A 20,923-nucleotide genomic window follows, 5' to 3' on the forward strand; every position below is an offset into this window, starting at 1 on the left:
TGCAAAGAGTTGTGTGTAGTTACATAGTAAAAGCGAGTGTCAGTAGGACCAACAAGGTTGAGGATACAAGGGTTAGAGACCCGGAATCGGCTATGCCCATGAGAATCGAGGAAGTACTGGAGACGAAGAGATTCCCAGGTCATCGTGATCCGAGTCTGAACAAGGAAGTTAAACTCGAACGCTAATGTCAAGGTTCATGGGTTCACAAGAGAATAGTGTAGCAGTAGAAATGCATTCATGAAGGTCTTATGAAGCCCCAACTCCGTTTATATTTGGAAGTTCGGTAACCATGAAAGTGTTAAAGTGACCGAACTTCGAGAAGAAGAGAAAAGAAAAGAAAGTTCAGCAAGATGAAGGTGTTAAAGTGACCGAACGGGAAAAAAAGGGGAAGTTGGGTAACATTGAAGGTGTTAAAGTGACCGAACGTGTAAGAAAAAGCGAAGTTGGGTAACAATGAAGGTGTTAAAGTGACCGAACGGGAAAAAAAGGGGAAGTTGGGTAACATTGAAGGTGTTAAAGTGACCGAACGTGTAAGAAAAGGTGAAGTTGGGTAACAATGAAGGTGTTAAAGTGACCGAACGGGGAAAAAAAGGGTAAGTTGGGTAACAATGAAGGTGTTAAAGTGACCGAACGGGGAAAAAAAAGGTGAAGTTGGGTAACATTGAAGGTGTTAAAGTGACCGAACGGGGAAAAAAAGGGGAAGTTGGGTAACAATGAAGGTGTTAAAGTGACCGAACAAGGAAGAAAAAGCGAAGTTCGGTAACAATGAAGGTGTTAAAGTGACCGAACGTGTAAGAAAAAGCGAAGTTGGGTAACAATGAAGGTGTTAAAGTGACCGAACGGGGAAAAAAAGGTGAAGTTGGGTAACATTGAAGGTGTTAAAGTGACCGAACGGGGAAAAAAAGGTGAAGTTGGGTAACAATGAAGGTGTTAAAGTGACCGAACAAGGAAGAAAAAGCGAAGTTCGGTAACAATGAAGGTGTTAAAGTGACCGAACGGGGAAAAAAGGTGAAGTTGGGTAACAATGAAAGTGTTAAAGTGACCGAACAAAGAAGAAAAGGAGAAATTGGAGATCCATGAAGCGTTCAGTAGCCCCAACGTAGATATAAATGAAGCAAGGCACTTAATTATAAGAGCTTCAGGATGTTCCAGATCTTTATTCTTTCTATTAAAACTGCAATCATACCTGATTTTATTTTATGCCAAACCTTATTTGTATGTCTAAAATTAGAGGGGGATTTTTGATTTAATAGACTCCTACAATTAATTTTTCATAGGCAAACAAGTTTCTTCTATCTCAAAAGAGGGTAAAATACCTTTTAGAATACCGTTATAGTTTTCCAAAGGAAATGCATATCTTATATATCCCACAAAAATCCGAATTAAGACTATTTGTCTTGGCTATACTGTGAAAAGTAGTATAGTTGCACATACACAAAACTACATATATAAAATTCCCTGGTGTTCTACTATAAGAAACTTATCTAACTGATTAGTATAAGATAAACTTGGTTTTTGCCATTATGGATTTTGTGGTAAGCCAAGTTTACCTAAATAAGATTTTTTCGCTTTTTTTCAAGTGTAAAGTGTTGCAGTAAGAAAAAAAATGGATATAATATAATTAAAGTCAAAGATAGTCAAAGTCAAAGTCAAAGTCAAAGTCAAAGTGAGTAAAATTTTGCGCCTTTTCATGAAAAATGTAGAGGGGGTATGGCATGAGAAATATATCTGATGTAATAGAAAGTTATTTAAAAGAAATTATTGATCGTAGCAACAGTGAGATCATTGAAATTAAGAGAAGTGAGCTTGCAGATCGTTTTGAATGTGTACCTTCACAAATTAATTATGTGATTAGTACACGGTTTACTGTGGAAAAAGGGTTTATGGTAGAAAGTAAACGTGGTGGTGGAGGGTATATACGTATTATTAAGGTGAAGCCGAATGACCAATTAGAATTGTTTGATCAAATAATAGCACTAATTGATGAAGGTATAGCTCAAAACTCGGCCATAAGTATCATATCTCGTTTATATGAAGAAGAAGCCATTTCTAAAAGAGAAGCAAATCTAATGCTAAGTGTCATTGATAGGTCAATCATTGGTCTAAAGTTGCCTTATCGAGATGAATTAAGAGCAAGGATGTTAAAGGCTATGATTACTACATTGAAATATAAAGATTCAAGGGAAAAAGATTAAAGGAGGGGAATATGATGCTCTGTCAGGAATGTCAACAGCGTCAAGCGACGTTGCATTTCACAAAAATAATTAATGGTGAAAAGACGGAATTTCATATATGTGAGACATGCGCGAAAGAAAAAGGAGAGTACATCCCTGGATCAAATAGTTTTTCAATTCACCAATTGCTTTCAGGCTTGTTAGATGTAGAACAGTCTATAAAGCCATCTTCTGAAGGGCTTATGCGTCCCAAAAAAGAGTTAAAATGTGAACATTGTGGACTGACATATCAGCAATTTGCTGAAATTGGACGTTTCGGTTGTTCCTCTTGTTATAAAACATTTAATGAGAAACTGGATCCTATTTTAAAGAGAATTCATAGCGGAAATGCCAATCATGGAGGGAAAATCCCGGTAAGAAAAGGGAAGGATCTCCATGTTCATAAAGAAATAGCAAGACTAAAGGAGAATATGCAGCAATATATTAGTGAAGAAGAGTTTGAACAAGCTGCAGAAGTCCGGGATAAAATTCGCTCCTTAGAGAAGAGCTTAAATGATAAAAAGGAGGGGTGAACATGTCACTTCAAAATTTTATTAGTAAAGCCATTAGTCCATGGATGAATAATGAAGGACCGGATTCTGACATTGTACTAAGTAGTCGTGTGCGGTTAGCAAGAAATATAAGTGATGCACCATTTCCAATCACAGCATCGAAAGAAAAACTAGAAGAAATCATTTCTCTTGTAAATACAACATTTGCAAAGAAGAATCATGAAAAATTTGGTGAATTAGAATTATTAAAAATGGAGGACATGAAACAAAATGAAAAACGTGTTCTTGTAGAAAAGCATTTAATAAGTCCTAATCTATCAGATGAGTCAAAAGCAGGTGCAGTTTTACTAAGTGAAGATGAATCTTTAAGTATTATGATTAATGAAGAGGACCATTTTCGCATACAAGTATTATTATCGGGTTTTCAATTGAGTGAAGGTTTAAAGTGTGCAAATGAAATTGATGACTGGATGGAAGACAAAGTTGATTTTGCTTTTGAAGAAAAAAGAGGATATTTAACAAGTTGTCCTACAAATGTAGGAACGGGCTTACGGGCATCCGTGATGATGCACCTTCCAGCATTAGTTATAACAAGACAAATGAACCGAATTCTACCAGCTATTAATCAATTAGGTTTAGTTGTTAGAGGAATTTACGGGGAAGGTAGCGAAGCTTTAGGTAACCTATTTCAAATATCTAACCAAATGACGTTAGGTAAATCGGAAGAGGATATTGTGGAAGACTTACGTAGTGTCGTTTCTCAACTGATCCAGCAAGAAAGAGCAGCTAGAGAAAGTTTGCTTGAACATTCCAAGCTTCAAATGGAGGATAGGGTGTATCGATCCTTTGGTATTCTTTCTTATAGCCGCAATATGGAATCAAAAGAAGCAACGCAACGTCTATCAGATGTGAGATTAGGAATAGACATGGGTTTGATAGATGACGTAAGTGGAAATATTTTAAACGAACTAATGATATTAACACAACCAGGATTTTTACAACAGTATGCAGGAGAAATTCTTTCAGCTGAAAAAAGAGATCAACGAAGAGCTACATTAATACGAGAGAGACTAATGTTAGAGAAAAAAAGGTAGAAACATTTCGGAGGTGGAGCTATTATGATGTTCGGTCGTTTTACAGAAAGAGCGCAAAAGGTATTAGCTTTAGCACAAGAAGAGGCTATGAGATTAGGCCACAATAATATAGGTACAGAGCACATTTTACTTGGATTAGTTCGAGAAGGGGAAGGAATAGCTGCAAAGGCACTTTCTGCTCTAGGATTAAGCCCAGAAAAAATACAAACAGAAGTAGAAAATTTAATAGGACGTGGAGAAGAAAAAACGAAACAAATTCATTACACTCCCCGTGCAAAAAAAGTAATTGAGTTGTCCATGGATGAAGCAAGAAAGTTAGGTCACTCTTATGTAGGAACCGAGCATATCCTTCTAGGGTTAATTCGTGAAGGGGAAGGTGTAGCAGCGAGAGTGCTAAACAATGTTGGTGTGAGTCTAAATAAAGCAAGACAGCAAGTACTCCAATTGTTAGGAAGTAATGAATCATCCAATAATCAACAGCAAACGACTGGTGGAGCTGGTAGTAATGTGAATACACCAACTTTAGATAGCTTAGCTCGTGATTTGACTGCGATTGCCAAGGAAGAACAAATTGATCCTGTTATTGGTAGATCCAAAGAAATTGAACGTGTAATTCAGGTCTTGAGTCGTCGCACAAAAAATAATCCAGTGCTTATTGGGGAGCCAGGTGTTGGTAAAACGGCTATTGCGGAAGGATTAGCACAACAAATCGTAAACAATGAAGTACCAGAAACATTACGTAACAAAAGAGTAATGACATTAGATATGGGAACAGTTGTTGCAGGTACAAAATATCGTGGTGAATTTGAGGACCGTTTGAAAAAGGTAATGGAGGAGATTCGTCAAGCAGGTAATGTTATCTTGTTTATTGATGAATTACACACATTAATCGGTGCAGGTGGTGCGGAAGGTGCGATTGATGCCTCTAATATCTTGAAGCCATCCTTAGCACGTGGAGAACTTCAATGTATCGGTGCAACTACTCTAGATGAGTATCGTAAATATATTGAGAAGGACGCAGCACTTGAAAGAAGGTTCCAACCAATTCAAGTAGACGAACCAACGACAGATGAATCTATCTTAATATTAAAAGGGTTACGAGATCGTTATGAGGCACACCATCGCGTAGAAATCACAGATGACGCTATCGAAGCAGCTGTAAAACTATCAGACCGTTATATTTCCGATAGATTTTTACCAGATAAAGCGATTGATTTAATAGATGAAGCTGCGTCAAAAGTTAGGTTACGTTCTTACACAGCCCCTCCAAACTTAAAAGAGATGGAGCAAAAGCTGGAAGAGACGAGAAAAGAAAAAGATGCAGCAGTACAAAGTCAAGAATTCGAAAAAGCTGCGTCATTACGAGATAGTGAGCAACGTGTACGTGAAGAACTTGAGGCAATGAAGAAAGAATGGAAAGAGAAACAGGGACAGGAAAATTCAGAGGTTACTACCGAGGATATTGCACAAGTTGTAGGAAGCTGGACTGGAATACCCGTTAGCAAATTAGAAGAAGAAGAAACAGATCGACTTTTACGTATGGAAGAAATTCTTCATGATCGTGTAATTGGTCAAGACGAAGCTGTAAAGGCTGTATCAAAGGCAATTCGTAGAGCTCGGGCTGGTTTGAAAGATCCAAAACGTCCTATAGGATCCTTTATTTTCTTAGGACCTACAGGTGTTGGGAAAACGGAACTTGCAAGAGCTGTCGCGGAATCTCTGTTTGGAGATGAAGATGCAATTATCCGAATCGATATGTCTGAGTATATGGAAAAGCACAATACATCTCGACTTGTTGGATCACCTCCAGGATATGTGGGTCATGAAGAAGGTGGACAATTAACAGAGAAAGTACGTAGAAAACCATATTCTGTTATCTTATTAGATGAAATTGAAAAAGCACATCCAGAAGTATTTAATATATTATTACAAGTGCTAGAAGACGGATTCTTAACAGACTCAAAAGGACGTCGTGTTGACTTTAGAAATACTGCTATCATCATGACTTCTAATGTTGGTGCTAGTGTCCTCCGTCAATCAAAGACCTTAGGATTTACAGCACAATTAGATGGTCAAGAGTATAAGGATATGAAAGGGAAAGTGATGGCTGAGTTGAAAAAAGCTTTCCGTCCAGAATTCTTGAACAGAATTGATGAAACTATTGTATTCCATTCCTTAGAAAAAGAGCATATTAAACAAATTGTTTCCCTTATGGCAAACGAATTAACAAAACGTTTGTCCGAACAGGGAATTGAGTTTAAGTTAACGGATGAGGCAATGGCAAAAATCGCAGATGAAGGATTTGATCCTGAGTATGGAGCAAGGCCACTTCGTCGAGCACTACAAAAAGAAGTAGAAGATCGATTATCAGAAGAGCTACTACGAGGATCCATTGTCAAAGGACAAAATGTAGTAATGGATGTAAAAGACGGCGATTATACTGTCTCTTCTAAATAAATAGAAGTACAAAATTGCTAAGTAAGATGCCGGAATAAGTCCATACTAGGACTATTCCGGTTTTTCTCATATTACTTTTTAAAAACTCGAAACATGGTAAAATAAAGAATAGAGTGAGATTCGGGGAGAGTGTTTACATGGTGAAGCGGAAGACGAAATTTGTTTGTCAAGATTGTGGGTATGAGTCTACAAAATGGATGGGAAAATGTCCAGGTTGTCAGAATTGGAATACGATGGTGGAGGAGTTTGAGGCAGCGCCATCAAAAAAAGAAAGAGGTTTTGTTACTTCGTCTTCTACTAGTGTCGCTAAACCCCAACCTATTACAAAGATTGAGAGCAAGGAAGAGGATCGTTACGATACATATATTACTGAGTTAAATCGTGTTCTAGGTGGAGGAATTGTCCCAGGTTCCTTAGTTCTCGTCGGCGGTGACCCCGGTATAGGAAAGTCCACACTCCTTCTTCAAGTTTCAGGAGAAATTGCAAAAAGAGAACATCGAGTTTTATATATTTCAGGCGAAGAATCTGTAAAACAAACGAAACTCCGAGCAGATCGGTTAAACATTGGAGCAGACGAATTATTTGTTTTAGCAGAAACAGATGTTGAGATTATAGAGAAAATGATATCCGAAATCCAGCCAACATTAGTTGTAATTGATTCCATTCAAACTGTTTATCTTGATAGTGTAACAAGCGCACCAGGAAGCGTTTCTCAAGTTAGAGAGTCCACTGCTGCTTTTATGAGGATTGCAAAGACAAAAGGAATAGCTATTTTTATCGTAGGTCATGTAACAAAACAAGGAGCAATAGCAGGTCCAAGGTTGTTAGAGCATATGGTAGACTGTGTGCTTTATTTTGAAGGAGAGCGTCACCACACGTTTCGGATATTGCGAGCTGTAAAAAACAGGTTTGGGTCAACCAATGAAATAGGTATATTTGAAATGAAGGAAGTTGGTCTAGAAGAAGTATTGAACCCTTCCGAAATTTTCCTAGAAGAACGAACAGAAGGCGCAGCTGGATCCGCAGTGGTGGCATCGATGGAAGGTACGAGGACAGTTCTCGTTGAAATTCAATCGCTCATTTCTCCTACAAGCTTTGGTAATCCTAGAAGGATGGCAACGGGAATTGATCATAATCGTATATCCTTAATCATGGCAGTACTTGAAAAGAGGGTAGGGATGATGCTTCAAAACCAAGACGCATATATTAAAGTTGCAGGTGGAGTAAAACTCGATGAACCATCGATAGATTTAGCAATTGCAGTTGCTATTGCATCTAGTTTTCGAGATGCCGCAACTCCACCTACAGATGTCATTATTGGAGAAGTAGGTTTGACTGGAGAAGTGCGACGAGTGTCTAGAGTAGAACAGCGCGTCATAGAGGCGAGTAAACTTGGTTTTAAAAGAGTTATTTTACCGGAGAAAAACCTTGGTGGTTGGACTGTTCCAAAAGGAATTGAAGTTATTGGAGTAAATACAGTTAATGAGGCATTGGAAGTAACGTTAGGAGGTACGACTAGTGGAGCACCACGATTCGAATTATGATTCTACTTTCATTAGTGAGGTTTTACAGCTAGTATCACCTGGGACCCCTTTGCGTGAAGGTATAGACAATGTTTTACGCGCAAAAACCGGAGGGCTAATCGTTCTAGGTTACAGCAACAATATGATGGATATTGTTGATGGTGGATTTTTTATTAATTGTGATTTTTCACCTGCATATTTATATGAATTAGCAAAAATGGACGGAGCTATTATTTTAAGTGAAACAGGTGATCGTATTTTATATGCTAACACACAGTTAGTACCAAATAATGCAATAGAATCAACAGAAACAGGTATTAGACATCGTACTGCTCAGCGTGTTGCAAGGCAGACAGGAAATCTTGTTATCTCTATTTCACAACGAAGAAATGTCATTACCTTATATCAGGGAGAATACAGATATGCTTTAAAGGATATTGGTGTTATATTGACGAAAGCCAATCAAGCGATTCAGACATTAGATAAATACAAGTCTGTATTGGACCAAGGTGTAACCAACCTAGGAGCGTTAGAATTTGAAGAACTTGTTACCTTTCAAGAGGTTTCACAAGTAATGCATCGAATCGAAATGGTTTTACGGATTAAAACGGAAATATTGAATTATGTAAACGAACTAGGAAATGAAGGTCGCTTAATCTCTATGCAATTAGAAGAATTAGTATCGAACACAGAGAAAGAAGCAGTTTTACTCATTAAGGATTATATGAAGGATGGTAATCAAGATCCTAAACAATTACTTAGAAAATTAAAGCGTTTGTCTAATGAAGAATTACTTGATGATCAAGTGATTGTAAAACTATTAGGTTATAGTAAAACAACCAATCTAGCGGAATTCGCAGTTTGTCCTAGAGGGTTCCGAATCTTGAATAAAATCCCGAGAATACCGCCATTAGTTGTCGAAAATTTAATACAAAAATTTGAAGACCTCCCTCAAATTATGAGGGCCACTACAGAGGAATTAGATGAGGTAGATGGTATTGGAGAAGCAAGAGCTAGAAAAATAAAGGAAGGGTTGACTAGAATACAAGAACAGCTTTTCATTGACAGACATATATAGTTTGTCAAATAAACTCAACCCTTGACGAAGAGACTTGTTTAAAGTTATAATAGTAAATTTGCTTCAATTGACATTGGGAAATACCTCTGATAAGGTGTTATTATTCCTTTAAAATCACAAAAAGTGTGTAACTTTTTGTGATTTATCTAGAAGTATGTTTGAATTCCGTACAGTTGTCTATAATTAATAAAGGAGGTGAAGTAGATGCTTCGAAGAATAGTACAATTATTTATCTTGTTGGTTGGCGGAACTCTTGGATTTTTATATTTACCATATTTAATTGACTTATTGAATTTTGGAAGTATCCCTAGTTGGTTAGCGAGCTCCTACGCAGGAGTATTTATAGGTGCACTTATTTTATTTTTATCTACTTTTTGGTTAGTGGATAATATCGTAGGGTTGATCCGTTTAGTAGAGGAAACGTTAGTAAAAGCACCTGTCACAGATTTATTATTTGGAACGATGGGTTTAGGGATAGGGTTACTATTAGCATATCTAATAGGTCTACCTCTAGAAGCTGTAGCGATCCCTGTTTTTAGTACGATATTACCACTATTTTTAACGATATTATTAGGATATTTAGGATTCCAAGTTGGATTTAAAAAACGTGATGAATTAGTAAATCTATTTCCTATGGGAAATCGTTCTATGAAGGACAAAAAACAAGATTCGCTGGAGGAAGAAGAACGCGGCTCACTTAAGATTTTAGACACAAGCGTTATTATCGATGGACGTATTGCTGATATATGTCAAACGGGATTCTTAGAAGGAACGTTAATGATTCCAGAATTTGTACTAGAAGAATTACAACATATTGCAGATTCTTCCGACGTTTTAAAACGTAATAGAGGTAGACGTGGTCTAGATATTTTGAATAAGATCCAAAAGGAGTTACCTGTAAATGTAGAAATATATGAAGGTGACTTTGAAGAGATACAAGAAGTAGACAGTAAGCTTGTAAAATTGGCAAAGGTATTAAACGGATATGTTGTAACAAATGATTTTAATTTAAATAAAGTTTGTGATTTACAAGGTGTTTCTGTTTTAAACATTAATGATTTGGCTAACGCAGTAAAACCGGTAGTTCTTCCAGGGGAAGAAATGGCCGTTCAGGTTATAAAAGACGGGAAAGAACAAAATCAAGGTATTGCATATCTGGATGATGGAACAATGATTGTCGTTGAAGAAGGAAGAAATTATATTGGTAAAAATATAGAAGTCGTTGTTACGAGTGTTTTACAAACATCTGCAGGTAGAATGATTTTTGCAAAACCTAAACTATTAGAAAAAGCACTTTAATTTATAATATAAAGAAATAATAGTTTTTTATATAGTCTTAATTAAAGTGAGAGTGCGCAAATGGTTATGTTTGTGAACGAAAAGCAATGATGGGTAAAGAGGCCGTAATAAAAGACCCATTATATAAAGGAACGGTATTCTTATGGAAAATTACTATGTCGTAATACCAGCAGCAGGCCAAGGAAAACGAATGAAGGCTGGGATAAATAAACAATTTTTATTAATGGATAAAACCCCCCTCCTCATACACACGCTCCGTGTGTTTGAGGAGGATCTTCTTTGTATTTCTATCATTTTAGTCGTCAACAAGGACGAAAAAGAGATAGTACAAGCTTTAGTAGCTAAATACAATATTTCAAAAGTAGATCATGTTGTTGAGGGTGGAGCGGAAAGACAGCAGAGTGTATTTGAAGGATTAAAGGTGTTGAAAGGAAACCCGATTGTATTAGTTCATGATGGAGCAAGACCTTTCATCAATCAATCTAGTATTCATACGCTTGTAACCTCTGTTTTAACAAAAGGATCTTCCATAATAGCTACACCTGTGAAAGATACAATAAAGCAAGTTATCAATGGAGTAGTTGCAGAAACGGTTGATCGTAGCAGCTTGTGGGCGGTCCAAACTCCACAGGCTTTTCGTCTTGAAACTTTATTATACGCTCACAGACAGGCGGAACTTACAAGTTATTTAGGAACGGACGACGCATCTTTACTAGAATATGTTGGTGAAATGGTTCATGTTGTGGAGGGTGATTATGAAAATATTAAAATAACCACTCCTGAAGATATGTTGTTTGGTGAAGCAATTTTACAGAAAAGAAGGGATGGAAAGTCATGATTAGAATTGGACAAGGATTCGATGTACATCAGCTTGTTGAAGGTCGACCACTAATCATGGGTGGAATTAATATCCCTTATGAGAAAGGGTTATTAGGCCATTCAGATGCAGATGTTTTATTACATACCATTGCTGATGCATGCTTAGGTGCTATCGGTGAAGGTGATATAGGAAAACACTTTCCTGACACAGATGAAGCATATAGAGGTGCTGATTCGGCAGAATTACTAAAGCATGTTTGGAAGCTTGTTCAGGAGAGAGGATTTACATTAGGGAATATTGATTGTACTATTATGGCTCAAAAGCCAAAAATGGCACCATACATAAGTGAGATGAATCATAGGATTGCAGAACTTTTAGGAGCGGAAGTAAGTCAAGTGAATGTGAAAGCAACTACTACGGAAAAACTAGGTTTTACGGGAAGAGAAGAAGGAATAGCTTCAATGGCTGTCGTTTTATTAGTACAAGAATAAAAGGGTAGTCTCCCATGTATAATGAATAATAACCAACAAAGTTAGTATTACAATATAGTGCTGGTAGTCGTATTTTCAGAGGATAGACGTCTAATTCAGTAATAGTAATCCTGGAAAACTTGACCACAAGTGTACGAATGATAAAATAATGAGAAATGAACAAAAGATTGGAAGGTGTCATAAAATGACTCAAGAAGTTCGTGTAAGATTTGCACCTAGCCCAACAGGGCACTTGCACATAGGTGGAGCGCGTTCCGCGTTATTTAATTATTTATTTGCAAGAAATCGAAATGGTAAATTTATCGTTCGAATTGAAGATACAGACCAAGCAAGAAATGTGGAAACTGCAACAGAAAAGCTACTTGATAGCTTAAAATGGTTAGGAATTGAATGGGATGAAAGTGTCGATATTGGCGGACCACATGCTCCATATCAAAGCATGGAACGTTTAGATATTTATAAAAAATATATTGACGAGCTAATTGAAAATGGTAAAGCATATTACTGTTATATGTCGGAAGAAGAACTGGAAGCAGAGCGAGAAGAACAAAGATCCCGAGGTTTGACTCCGAAATATAGTGGTAGAGATCGTAATTTAACAAAAGAACAAAGGGATGCATATGAAAAAGAAGGGCGTAAACCTGTCGTGCGATTTTTAGTTCCTGAGTACCAATCCGTTGTTGTGGATGATATTGTCCGTGGTAAAGTAACATTCGATACGGATGGTATTGGTGATTTCGTTATTGCACGTAAAGACGGTATTCCCACATATAATTTTGCAGTAGTTATTGACGATTACCTAATGCAAATTAGCCATGTTATTCGTGGAGAAGAACATCTATCTAATGCACCTCGACAAGTTCTTTTGTTTGAGGCATTTGGATGGGAAACTCCAACATTTGCTCACGCATCTCTCATACTGAATGAGGATCATAAAAAAATGAGTAAACGGGATGAGTCTATCATTCAGTTTGTTGAGCAGTATCGGGATTTAGGTTACTTGCCAGAAGCCATTGTTAATTTTATTTCCTTATTAGGATGGTCTCCAGGTGGGGAAGAAGAAATCCTTTCTATGGATCAATTAATTGAGCAGTTTAGTCTTGAGCGAGTAATTAAAGCACCTGCTGTTTTTGATACAAAAAAATTAGCTTGGATGAACAATCAATATATGAAAGAAGCCAGTGTAGATAAAGCTGTGGATGTGGCTCTCCCTCATTTAATAAAGGCTGGGCGGTTACCAGTGGATATGGATGGGATGGAGCGGCAGTGGGCGCAAGCTCTCATCGCGCTTCATCAAGAAAAAATGAGCTATGGTGCAGAGATAGTTGAGTTAACAGAGTTGTTCTTTATGGATGAAATAGATTATAATGAAGAAGCGAAAGAAGTGCTAGCGGAAGAGCAAGTACCAGAAGTCCTAACTTCATTTAAAGAAATAGTAGAAGGGCTTGCAACTTTCTCTTCAGAGGAAATAAAAAAAGCAATGAAAGACGTTCAAAAAGCTACTGGACATAAAGGTAAAAAGTTGTTTATGCCAATTCGTGTAGCAGTAACAGGCCAGACTCATGGACCGGATCTTCCTCAAGCGATTACACTTATTGGGAAAGAAACAGTAGCGAGCCGTATCGATAAATTACTAAAATAAGTCAATATAAAGAAAACGAAGATGAGGAAAAGTAAGAAGGTTTTATTCCTAGATAGAGAGAGCTGCCATCGGCTGAAAGCAGCTTGAGGATACTCTTCTGAAAATGCACCTCTGAGTTTCTTTCTGAACACTTTTTAAATAAGTTAGTAGGTAAGGACGGATAAGAAGCCGTTATTTTCTTTTGAGTGGAGCAATGGATATAGTTGCTCAAACAGGGTGGAACCACGTGTAGGCGTCTCTGTGTCGTAAAGGCACAGAGACGCTTTTTCTAATGAGAGGAGGCAGTACTATGTTTCGAACATTAAAAAATGATATTGACGTTGTGTTAGAACAAGATCCAGCAGCTCGGAATAGGTTAGAAGTCTTTATAACTTATTCAGGTGTTCATGCTATATGGAATCATCGATTCGCTCATTGGTTATGGAAAAAACGGTTTTATTTTATAGCAAGATTTATTTCACAAGTAAGTCGTTTTTTTACTGGAATTGAAATCCACCCAGGAGCAAAAATTGGGCAAAGATTGTTCATCGACCACGGGATGGGTGTTGTTATCGGAGAAACATGTGAAATTGGTGATAATGTTACTATTTTTCAAGGAGTAACGCTCGGTGGAACGGGAAAAGAAAAAGGTAAACGTCATCCAACAATAGAAGATAATGTTCTTATTGCGACTGGTGCAAAGGTATTAGGTTCCATGCGTATTGGGAAAAATTCTCGTATAGGGGCTGGATCGGTTGTATTGAAAGAGGTGCCACCAAACTCCACTGTTGTTGGTATTCCAGGGAGAGTGGTCATTCAAGATGGTGTAAAAGTAGGGCATGATCTAGATCATATAAATTTGCCAGATCCAATTGCGGATAAGTTCCGGGAGTTAGAAGGAGAGCTACTCCGTTTGAAAAAAGAAATCTCCGAATTGAAAAAAGAGAAAGTAAAATAGATCCTTATAAATGTAAATTACAGGAGGGAAAAAAGAGATGAGTATTAAACTTTATAATACACTAAATAGAAAAATAGAGCCCTTTGTTCCATTAGAAGAAGGAAAAGTTAAGATGTATGTATGCGGACCAACTGTATACAACTACATTCATATAGGCAATGCAAGACCTGCAGTGGTATTTGATATGGTAAGACGTTATCTGGAATATCGAGGATACGAAGTTACTTATGTCTCTAATTTTACAGATGTAGACGATAAGATAATTAAAGCTGCCGAGGAAATGGGTGAGGACGTACAAACACTTGCGGAGCGCTTTATTGAAGCTTATCACGAAGATACAGGAAAATTAGGGGTGAAAAAGGCAGATGTTCACCCAAGGGTGACAGATACAATGCCAGAAATTATCTCTTTTATTGAGCGACTTGTTGAAAAAGGTTTTGCATATGAAGCGGAAGGAGATGTATATTTCCGAACAAGGAAATTTGATGATTATGGAAAACTGTCTCATCAGTCAATAGATGATTTACAATTAGGAACGCGTATCCAAGTAGGAGAGAAAAAAGAGGACGCCCTCGATTTTGTTCTATGGAAAAGTGCGAAACCAGGTGAAATTTATTGGGATAGCCCTTGGGGAAATGGACGTCCGGGATGGCATATTGAATGCTCTGCAATGGTAAAGAAGTATTTAGGGAACACAATTGATATTCATGCAGGTGGTCAAGATTTGTCATTTCCACATCATGAAAATGAAATAGCTCAATCAGAAGCATTAAATGAGAAGCAAATGGCTAACTATTGGATTCACAATGGGTATATTAATATCGATAATGAGAAAATGTCAAAGTCCTTAGGTAATTTTATTCTAGTACATGACATAATAAAAAAATTCGACCCGGAAGTAGTTCGTTTCTTTATTGTTAATGCTCATTATAGAAGCCCAATTAATTTCAGTGACGACCAGTTAACTAGTGCAGCGAGTGGTCTTGAAAGAATGAGAACAACGTATAAAAATCTTCAACACAGATTACAGGAAACTGTTAATTTAGCGGAAGATAATGATAAATGGGTTAAAGATATTAAAAAGTATCACGACGAGTTTATTGAAGCGATGGACGATGATTTTAATAGTGCGAACGCAGTAGCGGTAATGTTTGAGCTTGTTAAGCTTGGAAATATCTATTTAAGAGAAAAGCATACAAATAAAGAAGTTTTACAGTACTTTTTAAAACAACTAGATGAAATGTCTCTCGTATTAGGAATTCATCTAAAAGAAGTGGCCACACTTCTTGATGAAGAGATTGAAACGCTCATTCAGGAAAGAATTGATGCAAGGAAAAATCGTGACTTCCATCGTGCAGATGAAATAAGAGACACACTCAAGGATAAGGGTATAATCCTTGAAGATACACCTCAAGGTACTCGCTGGAAGAGGGTGTAGATGTGAAACTCAATATGTTAGTGAATGAACCAGAGCAGTTAAATGCTTTAGCTCTAGCGTATATGGGGGATGCGGTATTGGAAACCTATGTCCGATACCGCCTCATATCAAAAGGTCAAGTAAGACCGAATAAACTTCATAAAGAAGCAACAAATTATGTTTCGGCTAAATCGCAAGCAAAAGTTCTGCATATCTTCTTCGAAACAGACCGTTTAACTAAAGAGGAAAAGTCAGTTGCATTAAGAGGGCGAAATGCAAAATCGGGTACTATTCCTAAGAATACTGACCATGCTACTTACAGATATAGTACTGCTTTAGAGGCCTTATTTGGCTATTTGTATCTTACAGATCAACATAATCGATTAGACGAACTAATTCAAGAAACCTTTGATATTGTAGAAGGAAGGGAGGGTGAAAAATGAGTAATGAGTTTGAATTTATTTATGGGAAAAATCCAATCATAGAAGCATTAAAAGGAGAGCGACCTATAAACAAAATCTGGATTGCAGAAGGTTCTCAAAAGGGGCAAATGTCATCTGTAACACAGCTAGCCAAACAGGCACAAGTGAATGTTCAAATAGCTCCTAGAAAAAAGCTCGATCAATTAGTTGATACTCAGAATCATCAAGGAGTAGTAGCACAAATTGCTGCTTATGAATATCAGGATTTATCTGTTTTATTCCAAAGAGCAGAAGAAAGAAACGAGGCCCCATTTTTCTTACTACTGGACGAGTTAGAGGATCCTCATAATTTAGGATCGATATTACGAACTGCCGATGCAGTAGGTGCTCACGGAGTTATCGTTCCGAAAAGAAGACAAGTAGGTTTAACTTATACAGTAGCTAAAGCATCAGCTGGTGCTATGGAACATATACCAGTAACAAGAGTGACGAATTTGGCAAGAACAATGGACGAGCTAAAAAAAGAAGGTCTTTGGTTTATTGGAACTGATGCAAAAGGTTCACAAGATTATCGCGAAGTAGACCTCGATATGCCCTTAGTACTTGTAATCGGTAGTGAAGGTAAAGGAATAAGCCGTTTGGTAAAAGAAAAATGTGATTTTCTTGTTAGCATTCCGCTTGCGGGGAAAGTGACTTCACTCAATGCTTCTGTAGCGGCAAGTTTACTTATGTATGAAGTATACAGAAAACGAAAACCTCAAGGAAGAGGTTAATATGCGTCGGGTTCTATTGGTTGATGGGTACAACATGATTGGGGATTGGCCAGAACTAAGGACTCTTCAATTAACAGATCTAGAAAATGCAAGGGACCTGCTTATTGAGAAGATGGCTGAGTATCAAGCATATACAGGAATAGAAGTAATGATCATTTTTGACGCACATATGGTACCAGGACTTGGTAAGAAATATCATAACTTTCGAATGAATATAGTATATACTCGCGAAAAGGAAACTGCTGATGAACGAATTGAGCGTCTAGTGAAAGAGTTAAAGCGAGTGGATACACAAATATATGTGGCAACATCTGATTTTGTTGAACAGAGAGTAATTTTTGCGAGTGGAGCATATCGTAAATCAGCTAGAGAGTTACGAAATGAAGTAATTACTATTGAAAAAGGTATAAAGAAGGAAGTAAATGAAAGAATTAATAAAAAAGTAAAAACGAAATTGCCAATTACAGATGAAATGGCAGAACTATTCGAAAAATGGCGTCGAGGAAAAGAATAGCATCTTGACGCTTTTTATTGATTTCCTGTATACTATTTCTATATTTAGACAATTCCATTTGTATAAAAAAAACGTAAAATAAAATCTATAGAGTGATTCTTAAAATAACTCTATTAATGGAGAAAAAAGTCAGGGGCGGAGGGATCGCATGACTTTAGACCTTATCGAGATAGCTAAATATGAAGGTATTGAAGATGAAAATCTCGTAGAATACGTACGTGAAGGGGATAGTTCTGCTCTTGAATACTTAATTACTAAGTACAAAAATTTTGTTCGTGCAAAAGCGCGATCCTACTTTTTAATTGGGGCAGACCATGAAGATATCGTACAAGAAGGAATGATTGGTCTATACAAAGCGATTCGTGATTTTAAAGGAGACAAGCTTTCATCCTTTAAAGCATTTGCTGAGCTGTGTATTACAAGACAAATTATTACAGCAATTAAGACTGCGACACGGCAGAAGCATATACCGTTAAATTCGTATGTGTCGCTCGATAAGCCTATCTATGATGAAGAATCAGATCGTACACTTTTAGATGTAATAATTGGTACTAAAGTAAGTGATCCAGAAGAATTATTAATAAATCAGGAAGAATTTGATGATATAGAATTGAAAATGGGCGAGATTTTAAGTGATCTAGAACGGAAGGTCTTAATGCTCTATTTGGATGGACGTAGTTATCAAGAAATTTCTGGTGATTTAAATAGACATGTAAAATCTATAGATAATGCATTACAACGAGTAAAAAGAAAACTTGAGAGATACGTAGAATTAAAAGGCGTAAAGCTATAAAACAGGGAGAACCCCTGTTTTATTTTATCTCTAAAAAAGTTGTCTGATTTGTGAAAAACAGTGAGCATACTTCTTATTCTAGAAAGCTTATGAATCAATTTGTAAGCGCATTTACAGGCGACTTTAGTTTAACTTTTGGTGATATCAAAAAAAGTACTTATGAAAATAGGGAAATTCGTCTACAATGAAGATGGCTAGCAGTGATTGACACTTCCCAATCCCTATGATAAGTTTTAACAGTGTGTATTGTTTTTTAGTGAAAAGGAGTTTGGTTATGTCACAAAAAGCGGTTCTCTCATGTGACGTATGTAAATCTAGAAATTATTCTACTACCAAAACAGAGCAAAATAGGACAACCCGCTTACAAATGAATAAATTTTGTAAAACGTGCGGAAAGCATACAGCCCATGTAGAAACAAAGTGATGTTAAATAGATAATTTAGAGGATTAATGATGGAGGTGCAAATCATGGCTAGTGCGATCAAAAACACGACGAAGTTTTTAAAAGATGTATCTACGGAAATGAAGCGAGTATCTTGGCCAAAACGTAAAGAACTTACAAGGTATACAATTGTGGTTGTAGCAACAGTATTATTTATTGCAGTTTTCTTTGCGATTGTTGATTCTGGAATTTCTGCTCTTATCCGCGGAATTTTAAATTAATATATTAGGATCAAAAACAGTTATAATTCTTATGAATGTTTAGCTTAAGGCTCTGTCTAGAGACCTGTGCTTTTCTATTTTGAGTGAAAATCTAGTTTTGCAAGAGGAGGGAAAGGACAAACTTGTCCCATATGTAATGGAAAAAAATTGGTACGTTGTTCACACTTATTCTGGTTATGAGAATAAAGTGAAGACAAATTTGGAAAAACGTGTAGAATCAATGGACATGACAGATAAAATTTTTCGTGTTCTTGTTCCAGTTGAAGAAGAAACAGAAATCAAAAATGGAAAAAGTAAACAAGTTACAAAGAAAGTTTTTCCAGGGTATGTTATCGTAGAAATGGTGATGACGGATGATTCGTGGTATGTAGTTCGTAATACTCCCGGTGTGACTGGTTTTGTAGGTTCAGCAGGTGCAGGTTCTAAACCGACTGCACTATTACCTGAAGAGGTAGATAACATTTTGAAACAAATGGGAGTAGAAGCTCCAAGAGCAGAAATTGATTTTGAACTGAAGGAATCTGTCAAGGTTAAAGAAGGACCATTTGCCAATTTTATCGGAACGGTAGAAGATATTTATACGGATAAACATAAGATTAAAGTTCATGTAAATATGTTTGGTCGTGAAACTCCTGTAGAATTAGATTTTACTCAAGTAGAAAAATTATGATTATCTAATTTGAAAAAAACTTGCTATCTTATTGGCGAAGTGATAAAATCTTAATGTTGTTAATGTACGTGAACACTTCGTTCACGTTTTTTCCTGCAAAAATGCAGATATTGAGTGGGAGAGCAATTAAAACTAATAAATTGCTCGGTTTACCACATCACGGACTTAAGGAGGTGTGTCGCGTGGCTAAAAAGGTCATTAAAGTTGTAAAATTGCAAATTCCTGCTGGTAAAGCTAATCCAGCACCGCCGGTAGGTCCAGCATTGGGTCAAGCTGGTGTTAATATCATGGGATTCTGTAAAGAATTTAACGCTCGTACACAAGAACAAGCGGGCTTAATTATTCCAGTAGAGATCACGGTATTTGAAGACCGTTCATTTACATTTATCACTAAAACTCCACCTGCAGCAGTTCTTTTAAAGAAAGCAGCTGGAATTGAAACAGCATCCGGTGAACCTAATACTAAAAAGGTTGCAACACTGAAGCGTGATAAAGTTCGAGAAATCGCAGAAACAAAAATGCCAGACCTTAACGCAGCTGATGTAGAAGCAGCGATGCGTATGGTTGAAGGTACTGCACGTAGCATGGGTATTGTTATTGAAGACTAATACACATGTGTATAACGAGGTTGCGAGAAAAGGATAATATCCTACCTACTTTTTGTAGGTTCGCAACCTTTATTAGTGGGAGGTATAACCGCTAAAACCACAATGAGGAGGAAATGAAATGGCTAAGAAGGGTAAAAAATACGTTGACGCGTTAAAACTCGTTGATCGTGAAAAAGTATATGAAGTTTCTGAAGCTGTTGAATTAGTGAAAAAAACAGCTACAGCTAAATTTGATGAAACAGTAGAATTCGCTGCTAGATTAGGTGTTGATCCTAAGAAAGCGGATCAACAAATCCGTGGAGCGGTAGTTCTTCCAAATGGTACTGGTAAAACTCAAAAAGTACTTGTTTTTGCTAAGGGAGATAAAGCGAAAGAAGCTGAAGCTGCAGGTGCAGATTTTGTTGGGGAAGAGGACTTAATCAACAAAGTAAGTCAAGGTTGGTTTGACTTTGACGTTGTTGTTGCTACTCCTGACATGATGGCGCAAGTAGGTAAATTAGGTCGTACACTTGGACCAAAAGGCTTAATGCCAAACCCTAAAACAGGAACAGTAACATTTGATGTTACAAAAGCTGTTAATGAAATCAAAGCTGGTAAAGTAGAATACCGCGTTGATAAATCTGGTAATATTCATGTGCCAATTGGAAAAGTTTCTTTTGATGAGCAAAAACTTGTTGAAAACTTCAATACTATCGTTGAGACATTACTAAAAGCTAAACCAGCTGCTGCTAAAGGTACTTATATGAGAAACGTAGCAATCGCATCTACTATGGGTCCTGGTATGAAGGTAAATGTTTCCGGTATTAAACTTTAATAAATAGTTGACTTCAATAATTTGAAGTTATATACTAATGATTGTAAATTTTATATAACTCATACCGTAGACAGTAGGAGCAAGGAATTGCTTAATTCCCTACCGAGGTTCGTAATGTAATGAAACCTATTTTGATATAATAGGTACTATATATTACTGCCTTCATGTCTTGCATGAAGGCAT

At 36.9% G+C, this 20,923-nt stretch carries 22 protein-coding genes and 2 other annotated features (1 of these 24 cut by a window edge); all 22 genes read left to right on the top strand.

The annotated features are described in order from the left end of the window. The coding region (locus ACERII_RS03905; RefSeq protein WP_373640219.1) for a hypothetical protein at nt 1-185 on the top strand (185 nt) is incomplete at its 5' end. Nucleotides 186-1,715: 1,530 nt separating this feature from the next. Continuing rightward, the gene (locus ACERII_RS03910; RefSeq protein WP_373640220.1) at nt 1,716-2,195 is read left to right on the top strand and encodes a CtsR family transcriptional regulator; all 480 of its coding nucleotides are present in this window, start codon (nt 1,716-1,718) and stop codon (nt 2,193-2,195) included. Between the two features lie 14 nt (nt 2,196-2,209). After that, nucleotides 2,210-2,746 (top strand): protein-arginine kinase activator protein McsA, encoded by a 537-nt coding sequence (gene mcsA, locus ACERII_RS03915; protein ID WP_373640222.1) that lies wholly within the window; start codon nt 2,210-2,212, stop codon nt 2,744-2,746. Nucleotides 2,747-2,748: 2 nt separating this feature from the next. After that, nucleotides 2,749-3,819 (top strand): protein-arginine kinase McsB, encoded by a 1,071-nt coding sequence (gene mcsB / locus ACERII_RS03920; RefSeq protein ID WP_373640224.1) that lies wholly within the window; start codon nt 2,749-2,751, stop codon nt 3,817-3,819. Between the two features lie 24 nt (nt 3,820-3,843). Then, entirely contained in the window at nt 3,844-6,276 is a 2,433-nt protein-coding gene (gene clpC / locus ACERII_RS03925) for an ATP-dependent protease ATP-binding subunit ClpC (protein WP_373640225.1), read from the top strand. A 137-nt stretch (nt 6,277-6,413) separates the two neighbouring features. After that, the gene (gene radA / locus ACERII_RS03930; RefSeq protein WP_373640227.1) at nt 6,414-7,820 is read left to right on the top strand and encodes a DNA repair protein RadA; all 1,407 of its coding nucleotides are present in this window, start codon (nt 6,414-6,416) and stop codon (nt 7,818-7,820) included. Next, nucleotides 7,795-8,877 carry a DNA integrity scanning diadenylate cyclase DisA gene (disA, locus tag ACERII_RS03935; RefSeq protein WP_373640229.1) on the top strand — a complete coding sequence of 361 codons (1,083 nt, stop codon included), beginning with the start codon at nt 7,795-7,797 and terminating at the stop codon, nt 8,875-8,877. Before radA ends, disA begins: the two co-directional genes overlap by 26 nt. A 204-nt stretch (nt 8,878-9,081) precedes the next feature. Next, on the top strand, nt 9,082-10,176 hold the full coding sequence (locus ACERII_RS03940) for a PIN/TRAM domain-containing protein (RefSeq protein WP_373640231.1): 1,095 nt from the start codon (nt 9,082-9,084) through the stop codon (nt 10,174-10,176). A gap of 142 nt (nt 10,177-10,318) precedes the next feature. Then, nucleotides 10,319-11,014 (top strand): 2-C-methyl-D-erythritol 4-phosphate cytidylyltransferase, encoded by a 696-nt coding sequence (gene ispD, locus ACERII_RS03945; RefSeq protein ID WP_373640232.1) that lies wholly within the window; start codon nt 10,319-10,321, stop codon nt 11,012-11,014. Then, nucleotides 11,011-11,487: a 2-C-methyl-D-erythritol 2,4-cyclodiphosphate synthase gene (gene ispF, locus ACERII_RS03950; protein WP_373640233.1), complete on the top strand. Its 477-nt coding sequence runs from the start codon at nt 11,011-11,013 to the stop codon at nt 11,485-11,487. Before ispD ends, ispF begins: the two co-directional genes overlap by 4 nt. A gap of 184 nt (nt 11,488-11,671) precedes the next feature. Then, nucleotides 11,672-13,129: a glutamate--tRNA ligase gene (gltX, locus tag ACERII_RS03955; RefSeq protein WP_373640235.1), complete on the top strand. Its 1,458-nt coding sequence runs from the start codon at nt 11,672-11,674 to the stop codon at nt 13,127-13,129. 9 nt (nt 13,130-13,138) lie between these two features. Next, nucleotides 13,139-13,372: a binding site (T-box leader), on the top strand. A gap of 46 nt (nt 13,373-13,418) precedes the next feature. After that, a complete protein-coding gene (gene cysE, locus ACERII_RS03960) occupies nt 13,419-14,066 on the top strand; it encodes a serine O-acetyltransferase (RefSeq protein ID WP_373640237.1) in 648 nt (215 codons plus the stop codon). A gap of 37 nt (nt 14,067-14,103) precedes the next feature. Next, nucleotides 14,104-15,504 carry a cysteine--tRNA ligase gene (cysS, locus tag ACERII_RS03965; RefSeq protein WP_373640238.1) on the top strand — a complete coding sequence of 467 codons (1,401 nt, stop codon included), beginning with the start codon at nt 14,104-14,106 and terminating at the stop codon, nt 15,502-15,504. A gap of 2 nt (nt 15,505-15,506) precedes the next feature. Next, nucleotides 15,507-15,926, top strand: a complete 420-nt coding sequence (locus ACERII_RS03970) for a Mini-ribonuclease 3 (protein ID WP_373640239.1) — start codon at nt 15,507-15,509, stop codon at nt 15,924-15,926. Beyond that, nucleotides 15,923-16,678: a 23S rRNA (guanosine(2251)-2'-O)-methyltransferase RlmB gene (gene rlmB, locus ACERII_RS03975; RefSeq protein WP_373640241.1), complete on the top strand. Its 756-nt coding sequence runs from the start codon at nt 15,923-15,925 to the stop codon at nt 16,676-16,678. The genes ACERII_RS03970 and rlmB overlap by 4 nt, the downstream gene beginning before the upstream one ends. A 1-nt stretch (nt 16,679) precedes the next feature. After that, entirely contained in the window at nt 16,680-17,192 is a 513-nt protein-coding gene (locus ACERII_RS03980) for an NYN domain-containing protein (protein ID WP_373640242.1), read from the top strand. 148 nt (nt 17,193-17,340) lie between these two features. Then, nucleotides 17,341-17,985, top strand: coding sequence for an RNA polymerase sporulation sigma factor SigH (gene sigH / locus ACERII_RS03985; RefSeq protein ID WP_373640243.1), 645 nt, complete (start codon nt 17,341-17,343; stop codon nt 17,983-17,985). Between the two features lie 274 nt (nt 17,986-18,259). Next, nucleotides 18,260-18,409, top strand: a complete 150-nt coding sequence (gene rpmG / locus ACERII_RS03990) for a 50S ribosomal protein L33 (RefSeq protein ID WP_373640245.1) — start codon at nt 18,260-18,262, stop codon at nt 18,407-18,409. Nucleotides 18,410-18,453: 44 nt separating this feature from the next. Next, the gene (gene secE / locus ACERII_RS03995) at nt 18,454-18,648 is read left to right on the top strand and encodes a preprotein translocase subunit SecE (RefSeq protein WP_373640247.1); all 195 of its coding nucleotides are present in this window, start codon (nt 18,454-18,456) and stop codon (nt 18,646-18,648) included. A gap of 136 nt (nt 18,649-18,784) precedes the next feature. Then, complete coding sequence (nusG, locus tag ACERII_RS04000) at nt 18,785-19,318, top strand: transcription termination/antitermination protein NusG (protein WP_373640531.1); 534 nt, start codon at nt 18,785-18,787, stop codon at nt 19,316-19,318. Between the two features lie 182 nt (nt 19,319-19,500). Then, a complete protein-coding gene (rplK, locus tag ACERII_RS04005) occupies nt 19,501-19,926 on the top strand; it encodes a 50S ribosomal protein L11 (RefSeq protein WP_013486737.1) in 426 nt (141 codons plus the stop codon). 118 nt (nt 19,927-20,044) lie between these two features. Beyond that, the gene (gene rplA / locus ACERII_RS04010; protein WP_373640249.1) at nt 20,045-20,740 is read left to right on the top strand and encodes a 50S ribosomal protein L1; all 696 of its coding nucleotides are present in this window, start codon (nt 20,045-20,047) and stop codon (nt 20,738-20,740) included. 46 nt (nt 20,741-20,786) lie between these two features. Next, nucleotides 20,787-20,923, top strand: a sequence feature (ribosomal protein L10 leader region); it runs 13 nt beyond the window's last position.

Origin of the sequence: Evansella sp. AB-rgal1 (assembly GCF_041820985.1) — a bacterium.
GTDB lineage: Bacteria > Bacillota > Bacilli > Bacillales > Salisediminibacteriaceae > Evansella.